Source organism: Streptococcus oralis, from assembly GCF_023611505.1.
GTDB lineage: Bacteria > Bacillota > Bacilli > Lactobacillales > Streptococcaceae > Streptococcus > Streptococcus oralis_CT.
The window spans coordinates 149,048-170,884 of sequence record NZ_CP097843.1; the positions used below are offsets into that span (position 1 = coordinate 149,048).

Here is a 21,837-nt window from a genome sequence, read left to right on the forward strand (position 1 = left end):
GAAAAAGATGTGTTACAATATAAGCAAGTTAAGAGTAAAGGAAAAAGGAATGCTTAAAAATCGTTTAAAAGAGCTTCGGGCTCGCGATGGTCTCAATCAGACCGAACTTGCCAAGCTAGCAGGGGTCTCCAGGCAGACTATCAGTCTGCTAGAGAGGGATGAGTATACCCCGTCAGTTGTGATCGCCTTGAAGATTTCACAGATATTCAATGAACCAGTCGAGTCGGTATTTCGTATAGAGGAGGATGAGGAATGAAACACAAACATAAATGGATTGGAATTGGAGCAGGGGTTTTAGGTTTCTTTCTGGGAATGCTTAGTCTCGCTCTAAGAGGACTATTCAATCAGATTCAAATCGAACAAGTTTTATATACTTCTTTCGGTCTTATTGCAATTGTTGGAGTAATATCTCTCGCTTTAGCTGTGTACTACCTTCGAAAGGGTCGTGAAGCTTACGTGATTTACCAAACAGTAGAAGAGGAAGAAGCTAATGAAAAGGCATATGTGAGTGCTTATCGCTTCTTGAACTATGGAACAGTTGCTTCGAACACTTTGATGATTGCGATGCTTTGCTGTTTAGTAATTGTCACTTCTCCAGTAATTGAGAATGTTTATCTTTTCATCTTTTCACTTGTTTTAATGTTCTTTTCTTTTGCTGTTGCAAATTATTGTGAACCGACTTTAGAAGAAATCTTTATTAGATTGACAGGAGAAAAGTTAGATGTTTAGAAAATTAAATGCCCTTCTTTGGTTAAGGTTACAAGTTCTTATTAGTAATTCAACGTTACTAGCGACATTATTGATGCCCTTTGGTATTGCTATCCTATATAATGAATTCTTAAACAAGAGTGGAGAATTGAGCATGTTTCTTCTTTCTATGAGTTTGACGATGGTCTTGAGTATGGGAAGTGGTTATATGGTATCGATTATGATGGCTGAGGATAAGGAAAAACGCAATCTTAAATCACTCATACTAAGTGGTGTGACAGCAACAGAGTATACTCTGAGCATGATGGCTCTTCCTCTTCTCGTGATGCTTCTTTCTATGGTTGTTCTCCCTCTCTATCTTAAAGTTGATTTGACAAACTACTTTCTTACCTATGGACTCTATCTGCTTCTAGCGACCATCAGTATAATCTTTCTTAATCTTCTTATAGGTGCAGTATCAGATACCCAGTCTAAGGCGCAAGTGTATAGTATTTTTCCTATGTTGACCGTCTCTTTCTTGCCCGTTCTTGCCGTTCAAAATGAAACTGCGCAAAAATTGTTGGACTATTCTTTCATTGGTCCTTTGGTAAGTCTGTTAAAAGAAGGTGGTGGAGAGTTATCTTTGAGAAGTCTTGCTCTCTTGCTAGCATGGGTCCTTTTGCTAGGACTAGCTAGTCTCTTTGTATTGAAAAATAGTTATAAAGGAAAGTAGGAGGCCCATATGAACTTACTTAAAAATCTTGGCTGGTTTCTTCTAGCTGTTCTATCCTTTTTCTTTGGCTATGGTCTGGTTCAGAGTATGGCTTTATCAGCGCTTGACCTAGGGGCTTCAATCTTTGGAGTCTTGCCACTTTATGTCGTCCTGTCAGGGGCCTATGTTTATGGAGTTTACAGATGGTATCAGACAGAAAAGGTTAGCATCCAGACAACAGCTTTTAATCGTTATATCTGGTTGCCTACTCTGGTTTTGCTAGTGGCGATTACAGCCCAGTTCTTTTTGCCAGAAGATCCGTCAGTCAATCAACAAATCGTATCACAATTGACAGTTGCTCAGCCTGTCTTTGGTTTCTTTATGGTAGTGGTCTTTGCTCCTCTGACGGAAGAACTCATCTTTAGAGGGTTGCTGGCGCGCTATCTCTTTCCTAAGCAGAACAACAGCAAACAGACAGCTCTGTTTCTCCTCGTATCGAGTGTGCTTTTTGCCTTGATTCATTTTCCAGGGACTTTGCAACAGTTTTTAGTTTATGCTAGTCTGGGATTGAGTTTGGGACTGGCTTATGTGAGCCGAAAAGGTCTTCTTTACAGCATTTCTCTCCACGCTTTGAATAATTTAATCGGCTTTTTGATGATACTCGTGCTATAATAGAGTCAGGAGGTCACATGAAACGAGTAATTTTATTAGCAGTGATACAGGCGGTCGTTCTCTTCTTTATCATCGGGGCACTTGCCTATGCCTTTAAAGGCGATTTCTTTTACAACTATCTAGCAGTTGTCTTTGCGCCTATTGCAGGTGTCTTGCGTTTTGCTTCGGCTTATGCGACGGAGATTGTTCTACCTAAAAAGGCAGCTGAGATTGCTGAAAAGCGTAAAAAAGGTTAAGAATCATAATCAGAGAATCCGATAATGTTTTCATCGGATTTTTTGTCTGTTCGTTTTGATTTCTAAAGACAATCAAACTTTTCTGCTGATTTTCATGAAGAGCCTGCGCTTTTATGGTAAAATAGTAACAGAATAAAAGAGGAGAGAAACAATGAAACGTAGTATGTATGCTGGTCGTGTTCGTCAGGAACACATCGGACAAGAAATTACCTTGAAAGGATGGGTTAGCCGTCGTCGTGACTTGGGTGGCTTGATCTTTATCGACCTTCGTGACCGTGAAGGGATCATGCAGTTGGTTATCAACCCTGAAAAAGTTTCTGCAGAGGTTATGGCAACAGCTGAAAGTCTTCGTAGCGAATTTGTTATCGAGGTGACTGGACAAGTTGCTGCGCGTGAGCAAGCCAATGATAAGTTGCCAACGGGTGCAGTTGAGTTGGACGTGACAGCTCTTACAGTGCTGAATACAGCCAAAACAACACCTTTTGAGATTAAAGATGGGATTGAGGCAAATGACGATACACGTTTGCGTTACCGTTACCTTGACCTTCGTCGTCCAGAGATGTTGGAAAATCTCAAACTTCGTGCCAAGGTGACTCATTCTATCCGTAACTACTTGGATGAGTTGGAGTTTATTGATGTGGAGACGCCATTCCTTTCTAAGTCAACACCAGAAGGGGCGCGTGACTATTTGGTTCCATCTCGTGTCAACAAAGGACATTTCTACGCTCTTCCTCAAAGTCCACAAATCACGAAACAGCTCTTGATGAATGCTGGTTTTGACCGTTATTACCAAATCGTTAAATGTTTCCGTGACGAGGACTTGCGTGGTGACCGCCAGCCTGAGTTTACCCAGGTCGACTTGGAAACATCCTTCCTTACGGAGCAAGAAATCCAAGATATCACAGAAGGCTTGATTGCGCGCGTGATGAAAGAAACCAAAGGCATTGATGTGACGCTTCCATTCCCTCGTATGAAGTATGATGACGCGATGGCTCTTTACGGTTCTGACAAACCTGATACCCGTTTTGACATGTTGCTTCAGGACTTGACAGAAGTTGTCCAGGGTGTTGATTTTAAAGTCTTCTCAGAAGCACCTGCTGTTAAAGCCATTGTAGTCAAAGGAGCTGCGGACAACTACTCACGTAAAGACATCGACAAGTTGACCGAAGTAGCCAAGCAGTACGGTGCCAAAGGACTTGCTTGGGTCAAGGTTGTGGATGGAGAATTGAACGGACCAGTTGCTAAGTTTTTGACTGGCATTCAAGCAGAGTTGACAAATGCCCTTGGTTTAGAAGACAAGGATTTGGTTCTCTTTGTGGCTGATACACTTGAAGTGGCGAATGCAACCCTTGCTGCCCTTCGTGGTCGTATTGCCAAAGAACTTGGCTTGATTGATAACGCTAAATTCAACTTCCTCTGGGTGGTTGATTGGCCAATGTTTGAATGGTCTGAAGAAGAAGACCGCTACATGAGCGCCCACCATCCATTTACCCTTCCACAGGAAGAAACAGCTCACGAATTAGAAGGTGATTTGGCTAAGGTTCGTGCCATTGCTTACGATATCGTCTTGAACGGTTATGAGCTTGGTGGTGGTAGCCTTCGTATCAACCAAAAAGACCTTCAAGAACGCATGTTCAAGGCTCTTGGTTTCTCAGCCGAAGAAGCAAATGACCAGTTTGGTTTCCTTCTTGAGGCTATGGACTATGGTTTCCCACCACACGGTGGTTTGGCTATCGGTCTTGACCGTTTTGTGATGCTCTTAGCAGGAGAAGAAAATATCCGTGAAGTCATTGCCTTTCCTAAGAACAACAAGGCAACCGATCCAATGACACAAGCTCCATCAACAGTCGCTCTCAAACAACTAGAGGAACTCAGCTTACAAGTAGAAGAAGATGAAACAAGCAAAACGAATTAAGCGGTGGCGCTATTATCTGCGCCGCTTTGCTTATCAGATAAAAATCTTACGAGTTTTACAAAGTATCTCTCGGGAAAAATATGATGAGAAAGTCTCGGCTTCTCTGGTTTATGGCTTTTTGTCAGCAGTAGCAGTCAATTTCTTTTTTCAACCAGGACACGTTTACTCCAGTGGTGCGACGGGTTTGGCACAGATTATCTCTGCTTTGAGTAATCACTGGTTTGGTTTTTACATTCCGATATCGCTAACCTTTTATGCTATCAATTTTCCATTGATGATTTTGGCTTGGTATCAGATTGGGCATAAGTTTACGGTCTTTACCTTTATCACAGTATCCATGAGTTCCCTCTTTATCCAGCTTGTGCCAGTTGTGACCTTGACAGAGGATCCCATCATCAATGCCCTTTTTGGGGGTGTTGTCATGGGCTTGGGAATTGGTTTTGCGCTCCGTAACAATATTTCTAGCGGAGGTACAGATATCGTCAGTCTGACCATTCGAAAGAAAACGGGTAAGAATGTCGGTAGTATTTCTTTCCTGGTAAATGGGACTATCATGCTGATAGCAGGTTTGACCTTTGGTTGGAAATACGCCCTCTACTCTATGATCACCATTTTTGTATCGAGCCGTGTGACAGATGCGGTCTTTACAAAGCAAAAACGCATGCAGGCCATGATTGTGACCAATAATCCTGACAAGGTAATCGCAAAAATCCATAAAAAATTGCACCGCGGAGCAACCATGATCCACGATGCAGAAGGAACCTATAATCATGAGAGAAAAGCAGTCTTGATTACGGTTATCACGCGAGCAGAGTTTAATGATTTTAAACACATCATGAAACAGGTCGATCCGACAGCCTTTGTCTCTGTATCCGAAAATGTCCACATCCTAGGACGATTTGTAGAAACAGACAATTAGACATGAAAAACCAGCTCTGTGTACTGACCCCAAAAAGTTAGACAAATAATTTAAGCGAAGGATTTAGTTCTGTATTGCACAGGGCTAAGTCCTTTTAGTTTGACCTTAATTCGTTTGTTGTTGTAGTAATCAATATAGTCCACAATAGCTTGTTCCAATTGGTTAAGCGACTGAAATGACTTCTCATAACCATAAAACATCTCCGATTTCAGAATGCCAAAGAAGGACTCCATCATACCGTTGTCTGGGCTGTTACCTTTACGTGACATGGATGCTTGAATTCCCTTACTCTCTAGGAACCGATGATAAGAATCGTGTTGGTATTGCCAACCTTGGTCACTATGGAGAATCGTATTTTCGTAGTGTTTCTCTGTGAAGGCCTGTTTCAACATCGTTTTTACTTGTTCTAAATTAGGCGAAGTAGAAAGATGATAAGCAATAATTTCACTGTTAAATCCATCTAAAACAGGCGATAAATAGAGTTTCTGTGTGCTATTTGGAATGGCAAATTCTGTCACATCCGTATAGCACTTTTCCCTTGGTCTTGATGCTTCAAACTGGCGTTGAATGAGATTCTCTGCTTTCTTGCCAATCTCTCCTTGGTAGGAAGAATACTTTCGTTTGCGACGAATTCGAGCTGTTAAACCAAGGACCTTCATCAGACGTTGAACTTTCTTATAATTCACTACAAAACCACGATTTCTTAGTTCAAGAGTAATTCTACGATAGCCATAATTTCCTTTATGGTCATTATAAATGGCCTGAATTTCGATTTTAAGCTCTTTATCTTTGTCAAGCCCATCTAGTTGCTTCAACTGATAGTAGTAAGTTGAGCGAGGTAAACGAGCCGCTTCAAGAAGTAAATCTAGTCGAAATCCTCCTGAAGCCATTTCTCTAACTGTCTCTGCTTTTCTCGCTCTAAGGCTTCGTCCCTTTCCTCTAACTCTTTTAACTTTTTTAGGTAAGCCACCTCAGTCCGTAAGCGTTCATTCTCCTCTTGGAGTCGCTCTAGTTCTGTCATTTCTTCCCAAGTTTTCTTCCGTTTAAGTCCCATTTTAGGTACTCTCCCTCTTATTTTCTCAACAATAGTATACCCGTTTTTCTTGTATTGCGCCAGCCAATTTGAAAGCATTCCTTGGTTTGGGAGGGCATAATCAAGACTAACACTTCTTTGCGAATGTCCTTCCAACAGAACTTTCTCAACCATTTCTTGTTTTAATTCAGGGGAATAGTAACGATTTTTTCCTTTTTTGACGAACTCCATTCCGTAACGATCAATCAATTTAATCATGTATCTAAGATTAGAATTGTTTATCCCAAATTTATTTGAAAGCTTCTCTAAGCTATATCCTTGCTTTCTAAGTTCATAGATCTGAACTTTATCTTCATAACTCAATTTCATAATAAAAACACCCCAAAAGTTAGATTTTTTCTGTCTAACTTTTGGGGTGCAGTTCACTGGAGGCTGGTCTTTATTTTTCGATAATTTTGTGTCCAATCAACTGGCGGTAACAAATCTGTTTATTGTTTTTAGCATCGTTGATGATCTGGAGAATGGTTTCAAAGGAAACGCGCCCAAGTTCCAGGCTATTGATATCGACATAGGCTACAAGGTCAAGTCGAGGATTGACAGAGTCGAAGCTCAAGACAGGAACAGTTAACTGATGCTTACTGATGTAGTCACAAACTCCTTCTGCTAGGAGACTATCGGTTGTGATGATAGCATCAATCTGCGGATCGTGATTGAAGAGGAGTTCACTGAACTGATAACCTTTTTCTTCTAAAAATTCGGTCGCAAAGTAGGTTAAGTTGGTATCAATCGGAAGTTGGTGTTGTTTGAGTGCAGACTCATAGCCAGTTAGACGATCTTGCGTTACGAAGAGTCGCTTTGTACCCCCGATGAAGGCAATTCGTTTGCATCCTTTTTTGATGAAATACTCTGTCGCATCAAAGCCAGCTTGTACATTGTCATTATCAACAAGAGGGATAAAGGGTGAAGTGGATTTTCCGAGAATGAGGAAAGGGAACTGCTCATCGACTACTAGTTTGACCAGAGGGTCTTCTTCCTCAGCGTAGAGGAAAATCAAACCGTCAACACGCTTGCCATAAACCATCTGAGAAATCGCATTGAGACGTTCTTTCTCATCTTTTCCTGTTGCAATCTGGATAGCATAATGGTTTTCGGAAGCGACTTGGGCGATACCACGAAGGACAGATGGGAAGAAAGGATTTTGGTAAAAGGCATCTGAGTCGTCAGGAAGCACCAGGCCGATAACCTGAGTATAGCTACTCACCAAGCTACGAGCATTGAGATTGGGATGGTAGTTGAGCTCCTTCATAGCCTTGCGAACTCGTTTTTTGGTTTCATCACTAATCGTTGATTTGTTTTGAATAACGCGGGTAACAGTTGAAGGTGAGACACCTGCTGCCTTGGCCACGTCTTTAATCGTAACGGGCATAAAAATCTCCTATTTATGATAATCTGGATCACGGAAGTGTGTCTTGTAAAAAATGGTGACCAGATAAAGAACAAAAAGAATGTTTTGTACAGTGATAAGGGTTGCCATATTTTGGCCAAAAAGTCCCAAAATAAGCGTAATCAGAGTGGGTAATCCTAAACAGTTCAAGATAAAATGGTAGCACTCTTTAAAGGTCCTAAATGAAAAGAGGCGTGATTTTTTTGTGATATAAAGGAGAAGACTAGCTCCAAGAGAGACAATGAAGAAATTCAATCCAAAGAGAAAGCTTGCACCGAGAACGAGAAAGAGACTGATATAGACCCGATTTTGTTGGTACCAGTCTTTAGAAATAGCCTGGGTTAAACTTTCCTTACTCTGGAAACTCTCCGTTTGAATCGCGTGGTAGCGAATGCGAGTCAGTTCCTTACTTTCCTTACTGATGACGAGTTCTTCCGTATCAAAATGAAGTTGCAAGTCCTTTGGCAATTCTTTGTTTTGGCTCGGGCCAATCAAAAGAGAAGGTTGTTGATTCTTAGTTCCTGAGTAGTTCAGCTTTCCATCTACGATTTGTGCATTTTCCGACAAATCCATGATCGCTTCATCTGTCAGTGGAGTGTAGACATTATCGATAAACGTATCCAGCGGATACGTTTCCTGCGAGCTGTTTTGAATGGCGATCGGAACCATAGACAAGCTAATCAAGAAAATACCGGTAAAAAACAATTGAAACCAGTTGAGTCCGAAACGTTTTGACAGGGGCTTACGAAATCCCCAGATACTAGAGAAATACGAGAATGGATATGGAAGCATAGGCATCTTTCTAAAAGTGTTTTCTATATGAGTATTATTATATAGAGAAATGTGCTTTATTTCAAGTCTAGTAGATAAATTGCTTATTGAAAAGCTGATTTTGCTACTATTTGCGATCGTGTGCCCAATCGTGTAGCTTTAGCAACAAGCTCCAAAATGAAAAAAGGGTGGCAGGGATAGATTATCCCTTGTCGCCACCACTTGTAAGTCCTGAAACAAAGTTCTTTTGTAAGAAGAAGAAGAGTGTACAGATTGGAAGAGCGATGAGGATGGCACCTGCTGAGAAGTAGGCAATCTTCAAGTTCTTCGCATTGTTGACGAAGGTTTGGAGACCAACGGCAACTGTAAAGTATTCTTTCTCACGAAGCAAGAAACTAGAGAGGATATAGTCTCCGAAAGGTCCCATGAAGGCCCAGAGGGCTTGTACCGCCACCATTGGGCGAACAAGAGGGAGAACGATTTGCCAGAAGCGGCGGAAGTGTCCTGCACCATCAAGTTTTGCTGATTCATCAAGAGACATTGGTACGGTGTCAAAGTAACCTTTCATCAACCAAGCGTTCATAGGGATACCACCACCGACATAGAGGAAGATGAGGAACCAGCTATGGTTAAGGGCGTTCAACATAAGGGCCATAACGAAGAAGGCTGTCAAAGCGGCCATAGTTGGCACCATTTGGATGATCAAGAAGAAGACCAAACTTTGTTTACGAGCCAAGAAATTGTAACGGCTGTAGGCATAACCAGCAAGGACGATGATACTCGTTTGAACCACCATAGTAATCAAAGCGATGATCAAAGTATTGAGGTACCAAGTGCCGTACAAGGTTTCAGTGAAGAGTCCTTTAAAGTTATCAAAATTGAAGTCGATGTTAGTATCTAGTTTAAAGGCTGCGACATTACCAGACTTGAAGGCTGACATAATGGTAATCAAAAGTGGATAGATAATGACAATTGATAAGCCAATCAAGTAGAGGTAAGTGAGGGTTTGAGTCAGTCTACGTTTGAGTTTAATTGAGTTATTCATCTTAGACGTCCTCCATATCAAATGCGTGTAGTTTCTTGAATGCGATCATAGAGATAGAGATGACAATGATTGAGATAATCAAGGTAACAGCTGCCGCCATAGAGTATTGTGGGGCTGTACCAGTTGTCAAACGGTAAATCCATGAAATCAAGATATCAGTTGAACCGGCTCCACCACCAACGCTACCAGGTCCTCCACCGTTGAAGAGGTACATGATAGAGAAGTTGTTAAAGTTGAAGGTGTATTGGCTAATCAATGTTGGAGCCGCAACAGCCAAAATCATTGGGAAAGTGATGTTGCGGAATTTTTGCCAAGCATTAGCACCATCGATGTAAGCCGCTTCGTAGAGGTCGTTAGGAATAGACTGCAAGATACCCAAGGTCAAAACGTAGATGTATGGGAATCCAAGCCAACCCTGCATCATAATCAAAGCAATCTTAGTCCAAGTCGGATCTGTTTTCCAAGGGATAAGAGCTCCATCTAGGAATGGAAGGACCTTAGATAAGAGAGGCAAGACTTGGGTGTTGATGGCACCAACACTATCATTAAACATGTTTGAGAATGTCAAGATAGTGATGAAGGCTGGAACAGCCCAAGGAAGAAGGAAAATAACACCAAAGATACGTTTTCCTTTGATAAATGGTTGGTTGGCAATAATTGCTGTAAAGATACCAATGACAATCTGCAAAGTAGAAGCAGACAAGGCCCAGATGATGGTCCAAGAAAGAACAGAACCAAAGGCTGAACGGAAGGTACTCAAGCTCCAGATGTTTGTGAAGTTCGTCAAACCAACCCAGTCCAACAATTTATTTGGTGGTAAGTGTTGGAAGTCATAGTTGGTAAAGGCAATCATCAAGGTTACGATAACTGGAAAGATAATCGCAAATGTCATCGCTACATACGATGGGATGATCAAAAGGTATGGGAATCCATTCTCATAAATACCTTTAATCATATCCTTGAAGGTACGAGCTACAGGAATACCGTTGTTGATACGTTTAGCAGTAGTATGTGCGTCCTTGATATTAAAGATATAAAAGAGTAAGTAAACGACAACAAAGATAGAGTGAAAAGCACCACGAATTAGCATGAAAAGTGAATTATCACGACCGGGCTTGTCACCAAGGGTGACCAAATTGCTCAATTCAGGGCTTGCAAGTGTTAGAAAATACAGAACAAAAAGAACAGTAATGCCAAGGAAAATAAATCCTTTCGCTTTTTGTTTGTTATAGATTTGTCCTAAACCAGGAATGATTGACAGCAAGGCTGCTTTGCGAGGCTGTTGTTTTTCCATGATTACTCCTTTCATAGGATGCGAGTTTAAACTCGGATTCAATCGTAAGATACGTACATCTGATAAGAAGCATATCTATAAATTCAAAGGGGGATTTTGCTTCCACCCCCCTTGAACAAATCAATTAGTTACCAAATTTTTGTTGGATTGTTTCCTTGATCAATGTTACAGCATCGTTAGCAGCTGTTTTCGCATCTTTCTTACCACTTACAGCATCAAAGAGCATAGTTTTCGCTGGATCCCAAACTGTTGACATTTGTGAGATGTTTGGCATTGGTTGAGCGTTCTTGAACTGTTTGATAACAGCTGTAGTCAACTCATCGTTTTTGCCTTCAGCATAAGTACGGGCCTCAGTGTTAGCTGGAATTTCGTTTGTTGCATCGTAGAATGCTTTTTGTTGTTCAGTTGAAACTAGGAAGTCTACAAATTTTTGAGCGCCTTCAAGGTTCTTAGTGCTTGATGGGATAATCCAAGCTTTACCACCACCGAATGCTGCGTAGTCTTTACCGTTTGGAAGAGTTGGGATAGTTGCAACACCGTAGTTTACTTTAGCGTCTTTGAATGCTTGAGCTTTCCAAGGACCATCGATGATAGCAGCTGTTTTACCTTCTTGGAATTGAGTTTGAATCAAGTTACCAGCACCTTCAGTATCTTGCATACCTTTAGGCCATTTTTCATACCAAGATTTAGCGTATTCGATACCTTTGATTGCTCCGTCGTTTGCAAGACCGATGTCTTTAGGATCTTTACCGTTATCACCAAATACGTAAGCTCCGTTACCAGCAAGAAGTCCGTATGCGTAGTAGAAGTTAGTCCAGTCAGCTAGGAATGCTGTAGTTTTGCCATCCTCACCAGCGAAAGCATATTTGCTATCTTTTGCAAGGTTTTCTAAGTCAGCAAAAGTTTTAGGAGCTTCTTTTAGTAAGTCTTTGTTGTAGTACATTACGAGAGACTCGATAACGGCTGGAGCACCATAGACTTTACCACCAACAGTTACAAGAGATTTAGTAGTGTCGTCTGTTTTAGCACCGTCACTCAAAGTAACTTCTGAAAGTTGTCCGTCAGTACCAAGGCTACCTACACGGTCGTATGGAGCCATCATAACATCAGGAGCTTTACCAGATTGGTTGTCTAGAGAAAGATTGTCAAGACCACCCATTTGGTCTCCTGTTTTGATAGTAACTTTTACGCCAGATTCTTTTTCGTAAGCTTTTGCAGCTGATTCAGCAAAGGCTTTATATTGGTCTTCAACGTAGAAAGTGATTTCTTTCGCTTCTGAAGAGCTAGTATCAGCTGCTTTGTCAGCAGTTTTGCTTCCGCAAGCCACCAAGAGCAAGCTAGCGAGAGTAGCAGTTCCGAGCACAGCAGCGCTCTTCATGAATTTAGATGACATAGTGTATTCCTCCTAAAGAATAACAGTATAATTTATTTAGAAAACGCAAACGTTTTCTTTTATGAGCTTAGTATAGCACAAATAGAAAACGGTTGCAAGCGTTTTTAAAAAGTTTTTTAAAAAAATTTTAAGGTTTCAAACATTTGTCAATGCCCTTATATAGGAAAAAACTTTAAATCTTTCTTTCTCTTGAATTGAAAATATATTAGGAAAACGATTGCGTAAATTCGGCTCGGTTTTTCAGAAAATAGATCAGATATTGGGAATGAATTATCTTAAATCAGAAAATCTTTAAAATTTTTTTCGCTTATTTCGTAAAATATCAGTGGGAATAAGTTTTAGTTAGATAAAAATAATTCAAAAAATTTTTTTAAAAACGCTTGCATTTGTGTTTAAAATACGCTATACTTAACCTAACGCAAACGTTTGCGCCTTGTTGCGCAACGTTTTATAACAAACACATGAGGTGCTATTATGAAAAAACGTCAAAGTGGTGTGTTGATGCACATCTCTTCTCTACCAGGAGCATACGGGATTGGATCATTTGGTCAGACTGCCTATGATTTCGTTGACTTCTTGGTTCGTACCAAGCAACGTTACTGGCAAATCCTCCCTCTTGGGACAACCAGCTATGGAGATTCTCCATACCAATCATTCTCAGCCTTTGCTGGGAATACGCATTTTATCGACCTTGATATCTTGGTAGAGCAAGGCTTGTTGGAAGCTAGCGATCTTAAAGGTGTTGACTTTGGTAGTGATGCATCGGAAGTCGACTATGCGAAGATTTATTACGCACGTCGTCCGCTTTTAGAAAAGGCAGTTAAACGTTTCTTGGAAGTGGGAGACGTCAAAGCTTTTGAGAAGTTTGCTCAAGACAACCAATCATGGCTTGAACTCTTCGCAGAATATATGGCGATTAAAGAGCATTTTGACAATCTTGCTTGGACAGAATGGTCAGATGCAGATGCTCGTGCTCGTAAAGCTTCAGCACTTGAAAGCTACCGTGAGAAATTGGCAGACAAGTTGGTTTATCACCGTGTGACTCAATATTTCTTCTTCCAACAATGGTTGAAATTGAAAGCCTACGCTAACGACAACCACATCGAAATTGTTGGAGACATGCCTATCTACGTTGCGGAAGATTCAAGCGACATGTGGGCAAATCCACATCTCTTCAAGACAGATGCCACTGGTAAAGCAACCTGCATCGCAGGTTGCCCACCAGATGAGTTTTCTGCCACTGGTCAGCTTTGGGGAAACCCAATCTATGACTGGGAAGCTATGGACAAAGACGGCTACAAATGGTGGATTGAACGCTTGCGCGAAAGCTTCAAGATTTATGACATCGTTCGTATCGACCACTTCCGTGGTTTCGAATCTTACTGGGAAATTCCTGCTGGTTCCGATACAGCAGCTCCTGGTAAATGGGTGAAAGGTCCTGGCTACAAGCTTTTTGCAGCCGTTAAGGAAGAGCTTGGTGAGCTAAACATCATCGCGGAAGACCTTGGTTTCATGACAGATGAAGTCATCGAGTTGCGTGAACGCACAGGCTTCCCAGGAATGAAGATTCTTCAATTTGCCTTCAACCCAGAAGACGAAAGTATCGATAGCCCACACTTGGCACCTGCCAACTCTGTTATGTACACAGGAACACACGATAACAATACAGTTCTTGGTTGGTATCGTAATGAGATCGACGATCCAACTCGTGAGTACATGGCGCGTTACACCAACCGTAAAGAGTATGAAACAGTGCCGCACGCAATGCTTCGTACAGTATTTTCATCCGTTAGCTTCATGGCTATTGCAACCATGCAAGACTTGCTAGAACTAGATGAGGCAGCTCGCATGAACTACCCATCTACTCTTGGTGGAAACTGGTCATGGCGTATGACAGCAGATCAATTGACACCAGCTGTTGAAGAAACTTTGCTTGACTTGACTACAATTTATCGCCGAATTAATGAAAATTTGGTAGAATTAAAGAAATAAGACAATATCAGGAGACACAAAAATGTTACCATTAAAAGAATTTGTACAAAAGCATTACAATAAAACCATTGCAGAATGTAGCAATGAAGAGCTTTACCTTGCTCTTCTCAACTACAGCAAGCTTGCTAGCAGTCAAAAACCAGTCAACACTGGTAAGAAAAAAGTTTACTACATCTCAGCTGAGTTCTTAATCGGTAAACTCTTGTCAAACAACTTGATCAACCTTGGTCTTTACGACGATGTGAAAAAAGAACTTGCAGCTGCAGGTAAAGACTTAATCGAAATCGAAGAAGTAGAATTGGAACCATCACTTGGTAACGGTGGTTTGGGACGTTTGGCTGCCTGCTTTATCGACTCAATCGCTACACTTGGTTTGAATGGTGACGGTGTTGGTTTGAACTATCACTTTGGTCTTTTCCAACAAGTTCTTAAAAACAACCAACAAGAAACGATTCCTAATGCTTGGTTGACAGAGCAAAACTGGTTGGTACGCTCAAGCCGTAGCTACCAAGTGCCATTTGCACACTTCACATTGACATCTACTCTTTACGATATCGATGTACCTGGTTACAAGACAGCTACTAAAAACCGCTTGCGTTTGTTTGACTTGGATTCAGTTGATTCTTCTATCATCGAAGATGGTATCAACTTTGACAAGACAGACATCGCTCGCAACTTGACTCTCTTCCTTTACCCAGACGATAGCGACAAGCAAGGTGAATTGCTCCGTATCTTCCAACAATACTTCATGGTTTCAAACGGTGCGCAATTGATCATTGACGAAGCGATCGAAAAAGGAAGCAACTTGCATGACCTTGCGGACTACGCAGTTGTACAAATCAACGATACTCACCCATCAATGGTGATCCCTGAATTGATTCGTCTTTTGACTGCACGTGGTATCGAACTTGACGAAGCAATCTCTATCGTTCGTAGCATGACTGCCTACACGAACCACACAATCCTTGCTGAAGCCCTTGAAAAATGGCCTCTTGAATTCTTGCAAGAAGTGGTTCCTCACTTGGTACCAATCATCAAAGAATTGGACCGTCGTGTGAAAGCAGAATACAAAGACCCAGCTGTTCAAATCATTGATGAAAACGACCGTGTACACATGGCTCACATGGATATTCACTACGGATACAGTGTTAACGGGGTAGCAGCACTCCACACTGAGATCTTGAAGAACTCAGAGTTGAAAGCTTTCTACGACATCTACCCAGAAAAATTCAACAACAAAACAAACGGTATCACATTCCGTCGTTGGCTCATGCATGCCAACCCAAGACTATCTCACTACTTGGATGAGATTATTGGAGAGGGATGGCACCATGAAGCAGATGAGCTTGAAAAACTCTTGTCTTACGAAGACAAAGCAGCTGTCAAAGAAAAATTGGAAAGCATCAAGGCTCACAACAAACGTAAATTGGCTCGTCACTTGAAAGATCACCAAGGTGTGGAAATCAATACAAACTCTATCTTTGATATCCAAATCAAACGTCTTCACGAGTACAAACGCCAACAAATGAACGCTTTGTATGTCATCCACAAATACCTTGATATCAAGGCTGGTAACATCCCTGCTCGTCCAATCACAGTCTTCTTTGGTGGTAAAGCAGCTCCTGCCTACACAATCGCCCAAGACATCATTCACTTGATCCTTTGCTTGTCAGAAGTGATTGCAAATGATCCAGAAGTAGCTCCACACTTGCAAGTGGTTATGGTTGAAAACTACAACGTTACTGCAGCAAGCTTCCTTATCCCAGCATGTGATATCTCAGAACAAATCTCACTTGCTTCTAAAGAAGCTTCAGGTACTGGTAACATGAAATTCATGTTGAACGGTGCTTTGACTCTTGGTACTATGGACGGTGCTAACGTGGAAATCGCTGAGTTGGTTGGCGACGAAAACATCTATATCTTTGGTGAAGATTCAGAAACTGTTATCGACCTTTACGCAAAAGCAGCTTACAAATCAAGCGAATTCTATGCTCGTGAAGCTATCAAACCTTTGGTTGACTTCATTGTGAGCGATGCTGTTCTTGCAGTAGGTAAGAAAGAACGCTTGGAACGTCTTTACAACGAATTGATCAACAAAGACTGGTTCATGACTCTCCTTGATTTGGAAGACTATATCAAGGTCAAAGAGCAAATGCTTGCTGACTACGAAAACCGTGACGCATGGTTGGATAAAGTCATCGTTAACATTGCCAAAGCAGGATTCTTCTCATCTGACCGTACAATCGCTCAGTACAACGAAGATATCTGGCACTTGAACTAAGATACAAAATTTATACTAATCACTTTGTAAAAAAAAGCGAATTTCAATTGAAATTCGCTTTTTTGAATGATGTGGATTTTAGCCAATCAGGTCTAAAAAGAGATAAATCATAGATACGTTGAAGTTTTAGAAATACTGCTTTTTACTGTATTTCAGTCTCATGATTCTTCGTAGTTGATGGCCTCGTATTTCTTGTATCCGCTTATAATTTGTATTATAATAGCATTGTGGTGAAGAAAGAAGGTGTTTTTATGTGGAAAAAATATTTTTCAAAATATAAATGGACTGATTTATTTTGGATACTATTTGTGGTTTTGTCATCACTCTCGATGGGGAATCGTACTCTTTTTCCACTTACCCATCAAGAAATCTCTTATCATGGGTGCTATTTGGGGATTACACTTGCCTCATTTCACTTATTATTCATTGATAAATTTGTCATTTCGAATCGAAGATAAATGGAGAGGTTAAAATTTTTTCCACTTTTCGGATAGACAGTTGAAGAATCGCGATTTAAACCCACACCTCAAGAAGAGGTGCGGGTTTTTGTCTTATCTGAAAGTTTTAATTACAGTGCTTTCCCAACTAGAATCTCTGCTTCAATGTTAATCTCTGTCAGTTGGCTCCAGTCAATCTTGGTATGGTCAACGTGAAAGAGTAAGGGCGTCATGGCAAGCAGGGCTTGGCGTTGCTCAGCCGAGATAGGTTTTGTTAAGGAAGCAATCTGACTAGATTGGATACTGAAATGTTCCTGGAAATGTTCTTTGATATTTTGGTTGGAATAATCCTTCTTTGTCAGCTGGTCCTGCACCATTTGACGGATTTCTTTGAGGTGATTTTCAGTTGGGATGACCTTGATCAAAATACCGTCTTTGGATAAAACGCGACGGAATTCCCCATAGTTGGCAGGCGAGAAGATATCAAGCAGGATATCCATGCTGGCGTCTTTTATAGGAAGACGAGCCAGGTCGCCGACAAACCAGTTGACCGCCCAGTTTGGTTCGCTCTTGGCAGCGATTTGAACGGAATCTTTTGAAATATCAAAGGCGTAAAAGGTTTTGTCAGAGTGACTTTCTTGGAGCTTACGAGAGTAGAAACCTTCGCCACAACCGATATCCAAGACTGTTTTTGCGGATGGATTAGTTATTAGTAAGTCCGAGATACCTTCTAAAATAGCCTGATAAAAACCAGCTTCAAGAATTTGTTGGCGGTTTTGAAAGTTTTCCTTGTCGTAGTTGGCAGATTGCTTGATTTGCGGAGCCAAGTTGACATAGCCAAATTTTGCCAAGTCAACAGAATGGCGGTTGCTACACTTGAGACTGCTCTCTACTAAGGATAGGTTTTCTTGGCAGATAGGGCAGGCAAAGGCACTAGCAGAAGCAAAGCGCTGGAGTTTTGGTTTGAGGTTTGTATTCATAGTTTTAGTCTAGCAAAAAAAGAACTGGATAGCAAATGCATCCAGTCTGTTTTTAGTATGTTAGAACGAAGTATTTTTTCTTACCGCGGCGGATAACAGTGAGTTCGTTCTCTAACTTATCTGCGTCACTCAAGACATAGTCAAGGTCTTGGATGCGGTCGCCGTTGACGTAGATAGCACCGTTTTGAACATCTTCACGGGCTTGGCGTTTGGAGTTAACCACACCAGAAGATACAAGAAGTTCAACGATGTTGTGATTTTCGTCTGTTTGTACTTGATAGTTTGGTACGCCACGAAGTCCTTGTTTGAGTTCTTTGACAGAAAGGTTTTTGATGTTTCCTGCAAAGAGTTGCTCAGTGATGTTAAGGGCTTCTTTGTAGGCTTCTTCTCCATGGACAAGTGTGACAACTTCACGAGCTAGGACTTTTTGAGCCAAGCGTTCGTGTGGTGCTGCTTCGAATTGTTTACGGATGTCTTCAATCTCATCCAGTGACAAGAAAGTAAAGATTTTCAAGAAACGAACAGCGTCAGCGTCCATAACGTTCATCCAGAATTGGTACATTTCGTATGGAGAAGTCTTTTCAGGATTGAGCCAAACAGCATTCCCTTCAGATTTACCAAATTTCTTACCAGTTGCATCTGTAATGAGTGGGACAGTGATGACGTGACCAGTCTTATCAGCCTTACGACGAAGCAATTCGGTACCAGCTGTCATATTTCCCCACTGGTCAGAACCACCGATTTGCAGGGTAACATTGTGCTCTTGGTTAAGGACGTAGAAGTCATATCCTTGCATGATTTGGTAAGCGAACTCAGTGTAAGAAATTCCAGTTTCAATCCGTTTTTTCACAGACTCCTTGCTCATCATGTAGTTGACAGTGAAGTATTTTCCGACATCACGGAGGAAGTCGATGAAGCTGATGCTGCCAAACCAGTCGTAGTTATTGACCATGACAGCTTTGTTTTCACCATTTTCAAAGTCAAGAAAACGAGAAAGTTGTCCTTGGATAGACTTGACCCAGCCATCTACTGTGTCTTTTGTTTGGAGACTACGCTCAGCATCTTTGAAGGACGGATCTCCGATGAGACCTGTAGCACCGCCAACGAGCGCATAAGGTTTGTGACCTGCTAATTGCAAACGACGACTGGTCAAGATTGCGACAAGGTGGCCTAGGTGAAGGCTGTCAGCAGTTGGATCGTAGCCACTATAATAAGAAACTTGACCTTCTTCTAGGGCTTTGCGCAAAGCTTCTTCATCAGTCGTTTGAAAAATCAAACCACGCTCTTTTAGCTCATCAAAAATGTGCATGTGTCTTTTCTCCTTTATAAAATATTGTTTCTACCTATTGTATCACAAACTTGATTAATAGCCTAGTAGAATAGGGAAGAAAGTGGCTATTTTATTGAAAGTTTCCCTTTTATGGTATAATAGAGAAAGCGAGGACATTCATGAAAGAAAGAATTAATGAATTAAAAACAAAAATGCTGCATTTTTTCCAGCAGCTAATGCAACGAATTGCAAAATGGAAGAAAAGACTAGCAGAAAAACTGGCTAATAAGAAAACCGGTAAAAAGGGGACCTCTTCTGACAAAGTTGGAAGGGCAGGATCTAATTTTGCTAAGGTTTTGAGTGGGTTTAAAATAGTTTTTAATACTCTCTTTATCCTAGGTTTTATCGGTGGACTGTTTGGTGCTGGGGTGGCTATGGGTTATGGAGTCGCTCTATTTGACAAGGCCCAGGTACCTCAAGCAGAAGAGTTGGTCAAGCAAGTGAAGGATATTGCCTCTATCTCAGAAATCACTTATTCTGACGGCAGTACCATTGCCTCGATCGAGGGCGATTTGTTGCGCACTTCAGTCGCTTCAGATGCTATCTCAGACAATCTTAAGAAGGCTATCATTGCGACAGAGGACGAGAATTTCAACGAGCACAAGGGAGTCGTGCCTAAGGCCGTTATTCGTGCGACCCTGGGAACTTTTGTCGGTCTGGGGTCATCCAGTGGTGGTTCGACCTTGACTCAGCAGGTTATCAAGCAGCAAGTGGTGGGGGATGCTCCCACTCTAGCTCGTAAGGCCAAAGAAATCATTGATGCTCTAGCTTTAGAGCGGGCTATGGGTAAGGATGAGATTTTAACAACCTACCTTAATATTGCTCCTTTTGGTCGCAATCATAAAGGCCAAAATATTGCAGGTGCCCAACAGGCTGCAGAAGGAATCTTTGGGGTTAAGGCTTCGGATTTAACGGTCCCTCAAGCAGCCTTTATTGCAGGATTGCCACAGAGCCCAATCAGTTACTCCCCTTATGAATCTGACGGTAGTATGAAGAGTGAGGAGGATTTGGCTCTGGGGATCAAACGGGCTAGAGATGTTCTCTATAATATGTACCGGACAGGGGCTCTAAGTCAGGAAGATTACGACAAGTACAAGGATTATGATTTTAAGAAAGACTTCTTACCATCTGGTAGTGTCAGCGGTACTTCGCGTGACTATCTCTACTTCGCAACCTTGGCAGAAGCTACTGATCGAATGTATGACTACCTGATTCAGAGAGATAATGTTTCTGTACAAGAGCAAAAGAATGAATCCATCCAGAAAGCTTATCGTGATTTAGCGACTAAGGAAATTGAAAATGGTGGGTATAAGATTACGACAACTATCAATAAAAATGTTCATGCTGCGATGCAAAATGCGGTGGCAACCTACGGCTATCTGCTAGATGATTCGACAGGCCAGCCTGAGGTGGGGAATGTCCTCATGGACAACCAAACGGGAGCTATTCTTGGATTTGTCGGTGGTCGCAATTATCAAAAAAATCAGAATAACCACGCTATCGACACAAAACGTTCTCCTGCTTCGACTACTAAGCCGATATTGGCTTACAGTATTGCCATTGACCAAGGTCTGATGGGAAGTGCAAGTATCTTATCAAACTATCCAACCAACTTTTCAAACGGCAATCCCATCATGTATGTCAATAGTCCTGGTACGGGCATGATGACGTTAGGGGAGGCCCTTAACTACTCATGGAATATCCCAGCCTACTGGACTTATCGTACACTTCGAGAGAAGGGTGTTGATGTTAAAGGCTATATGGAAAAAATGGGTTACGAAATCCCAGAATATGGTATTGAGAGTTTACCGATGGGCGGAGGAATTGACGTTACAGTTGCTCAGCATACTAACGGATATCAGACTCTGGCCAACAACGGAGTTTACCATAAGAAACACATGATCGCGAAGATCGAGTCAACAGATGGTCGAGTGGTTTATGAACATAAAGATAAACCTGTCCAAGTTTACTCAAAAGCGACAGCGACCATCATGCAAAGTCTCCTTCGGGATGTCATTTCATCTCGGATTACCTCAAGTTTCCAGACAGACTTGGCTACCATCAATCCAAGCCTCGCTAGCGCCGACTGGATTGGAAAAACTGGTACAACCAATGAAGATGAAAACATGTGGCTTATGCTTTCTACGCCTCGCTTGACCTTGGGTGGCTGGCTAGGTCACGATGACAACCGACCACTAGCCAAAGGGGCGGGCCACTACCGCAATGCCAACTATATGGCCCACTTGGTTAATGCTATTCAACAAGCAAAACCTGGCATTTGGGGGAATGAGCGCTTTAATCTTGACTCAAGTGTGACCAAGTCACAAGTTCTCAAGTCGACAGGGGAGAAGCCGGGCAAGGTTTCAATTAATGGCAAAGAAGTTAACGTTTCCGGTTCTACCGTAACAAGTTACTGGGCTACTAAAGAAGGGGCGCCAGTAACCGCCTACCGCTTCGCTATTGGAGGAAGCGATGCAGATTATCAGAATGCTTGGAAGAATATTCTAGGAAGCATTCCTGCAGTAACTCCTCCAAGCTCAAGTAGCGGTTCGGGAACAACAAGTTCGAGTGGAAATACTCAGAGTGGCTCTTCAGGACGTTCACGTCTATTTAATCGTTAAGATAGAGTAGCAGCAAGGTTAGTAATTTCCCCTTGTTGCTACTTTTTTCTTTGTTGGTTTCGTGTTACAATAATA

Annotated in this window: 19 protein-coding genes; 11 read left to right on the plus strand and 8 right to left on the minus strand. The window is 41.7% G+C overall.

Features of this window, described 5'->3' with window-relative positions:
- The first annotated feature begins 49 nt into the window (after positions 1-49).
- The 7 genes from M9H69_RS10350 to M9H69_RS00890 all read left to right on the plus strand — a co-directional run bounded on the left by M9H69_RS10350 (position 50) and on the right by M9H69_RS00890 (position 5,141).
- Positions 50-256, plus strand: coding sequence for a helix-turn-helix transcriptional regulator (locus M9H69_RS10350; RefSeq protein ID WP_000916948.1), 207 nt, complete (start codon positions 50-52; stop codon positions 254-256).
- Positions 253-729 (plus strand): DUF443 family protein, encoded by a 477-nt coding sequence (locus tag M9H69_RS00865; protein ID WP_250315669.1) that lies wholly within the window; start codon positions 253-255, stop codon positions 727-729. The genes M9H69_RS10350 and M9H69_RS00865 overlap by 4 nt, the downstream gene beginning before the upstream one ends.
- Positions 722-1,420, plus strand: coding sequence for an ABC transporter permease (locus M9H69_RS00870; protein WP_213988772.1), 699 nt, complete (start codon positions 722-724; stop codon positions 1,418-1,420). The genes M9H69_RS00865 and M9H69_RS00870 overlap by 8 nt, the downstream gene beginning before the upstream one ends.
- A 9-nt stretch (positions 1,421-1,429) precedes the next feature.
- Entirely contained in the window at positions 1,430-2,071 is a 642-nt protein-coding gene (locus tag M9H69_RS00875) for a CPBP family intramembrane glutamic endopeptidase (RefSeq protein WP_250315670.1), read from the plus strand.
- A gap of 17 nt (positions 2,072-2,088) precedes the next feature.
- The gene (locus M9H69_RS00880) at positions 2,089-2,307 is read left to right on the plus strand and encodes a hypothetical protein (protein WP_000832176.1); all 219 of its coding nucleotides are present in this window, start codon (positions 2,089-2,091) and stop codon (positions 2,305-2,307) included.
- Between the two features lie 151 nt (positions 2,308-2,458).
- On the plus strand, positions 2,459-4,222 hold the full coding sequence (aspS, locus tag M9H69_RS00885) for an aspartate--tRNA ligase (RefSeq protein ID WP_250315671.1): 1,764 nt from the start codon (positions 2,459-2,461) through the stop codon (positions 4,220-4,222).
- The gene (locus M9H69_RS00890) at positions 4,200-5,141 is read left to right on the plus strand and encodes a YitT family protein (protein WP_250315672.1); all 942 of its coding nucleotides are present in this window, start codon (positions 4,200-4,202) and stop codon (positions 5,139-5,141) included. The genes aspS and M9H69_RS00890 overlap by 23 nt, the downstream gene beginning before the upstream one ends.
- A 50-nt stretch (positions 5,142-5,191) precedes the next feature.
- On the opposite strand, the gene M9H69_RS00895 is transcribed toward M9H69_RS00890, so the two are convergent.
- From M9H69_RS00895 to M9H69_RS00920, 6 genes are all read right to left on the minus strand, one after another.
- A protein-coding gene (locus M9H69_RS00895) for an IS3 family transposase (RefSeq protein WP_250315673.1) occupies positions 5,192-6,543 on the minus strand; the annotation gives its coding sequence in 2 pieces (ribosomal slippage) (positions 5,192-6,093 and positions 6,093-6,543; 1,353 coding nt in all).
- 70 nt (positions 6,544-6,613) lie between these two features.
- Positions 6,614-7,600 (minus strand): LacI family DNA-binding transcriptional regulator, encoded by a 987-nt coding sequence (locus M9H69_RS00900; RefSeq protein ID WP_250315674.1) that lies wholly within the window; start codon positions 7,598-7,600, stop codon positions 6,614-6,616.
- 9 nt (positions 7,601-7,609) lie between these two features.
- The gene (locus tag M9H69_RS00905) at positions 7,610-8,410 is read right to left on the minus strand and encodes a DUF1189 domain-containing protein (protein ID WP_250315675.1); all 801 of its coding nucleotides are present in this window, start codon (positions 8,408-8,410) and stop codon (positions 7,610-7,612) included.
- Positions 8,411-8,591: 181 nt separating this feature from the next.
- Complete coding sequence (locus M9H69_RS00910) at positions 8,592-9,434, minus strand: sugar ABC transporter permease (protein WP_195217014.1); 843 nt, start codon at positions 9,432-9,434, stop codon at positions 8,592-8,594.
- Between the two features lies 1 nt (position 9,435).
- A complete protein-coding gene (locus M9H69_RS00915; RefSeq protein ID WP_223330432.1) occupies positions 9,436-10,728 on the minus strand; it encodes a sugar ABC transporter permease in 1,293 nt (430 codons plus the stop codon).
- 124 nt (positions 10,729-10,852) lie between these two features.
- Positions 10,853-12,121 (minus strand): extracellular solute-binding protein, encoded by a 1,269-nt coding sequence (locus M9H69_RS00920; RefSeq protein WP_195217012.1) that lies wholly within the window; start codon positions 12,119-12,121, stop codon positions 10,853-10,855.
- 474 nt (positions 12,122-12,595) lie between these two features.
- On the opposite strand from M9H69_RS00920, the gene malQ reads away from it, so the two are divergent.
- The 3 genes from malQ (at position 12,596) to M9H69_RS00935 (ending at position 16,852) form a co-directional block, all read left to right on the plus strand.
- Positions 12,596-14,113 (plus strand): 4-alpha-glucanotransferase, encoded by a 1,518-nt coding sequence (gene malQ / locus M9H69_RS00925; RefSeq protein ID WP_000747316.1) that lies wholly within the window; start codon positions 12,596-12,598, stop codon positions 14,111-14,113.
- Positions 14,114-14,135: 22 nt separating this feature from the next.
- Entirely contained in the window at positions 14,136-16,394 is a 2,259-nt protein-coding gene (gene glgP, locus M9H69_RS00930) for a glycogen/starch/alpha-glucan family phosphorylase (RefSeq protein WP_250315676.1), read from the plus strand.
- A gap of 251 nt (positions 16,395-16,645) precedes the next feature.
- Positions 16,646-16,852 (plus strand): hypothetical protein, encoded by a 207-nt coding sequence (locus M9H69_RS00935; protein ID WP_247955341.1) that lies wholly within the window; start codon positions 16,646-16,648, stop codon positions 16,850-16,852.
- Positions 16,853-16,962: 110 nt separating this feature from the next.
- Here M9H69_RS00935 and M9H69_RS00940 read toward each other — a convergent pair whose 3' ends face one another.
- Both M9H69_RS00940 and tyrS read right to left on the minus strand, forming a co-directional pair.
- Entirely contained in the window at positions 16,963-17,811 is an 849-nt protein-coding gene (locus M9H69_RS00940; protein ID WP_250315677.1) for a putative RNA methyltransferase, read from the minus strand.
- A 52-nt stretch (positions 17,812-17,863) separates the two neighbouring features.
- Positions 17,864-19,120, minus strand: coding sequence for a tyrosine--tRNA ligase (gene tyrS, locus M9H69_RS00945; protein ID WP_250315678.1), 1,257 nt, complete (start codon positions 19,118-19,120; stop codon positions 17,864-17,866).
- A gap of 140 nt (positions 19,121-19,260) precedes the next feature.
- Here tyrS and pbp1b point away from each other — a divergent pair, with 140 nt between their 5' ends.
- Positions 19,261-21,762 (plus strand): penicillin-binding protein PBP1B, encoded by a 2,502-nt coding sequence (gene pbp1b, locus M9H69_RS00950; protein ID WP_049501515.1) that lies wholly within the window; start codon positions 19,261-19,263, stop codon positions 21,760-21,762.
- The last annotated feature ends 75 nt before the right edge of the window (positions 21,763-21,837 follow it).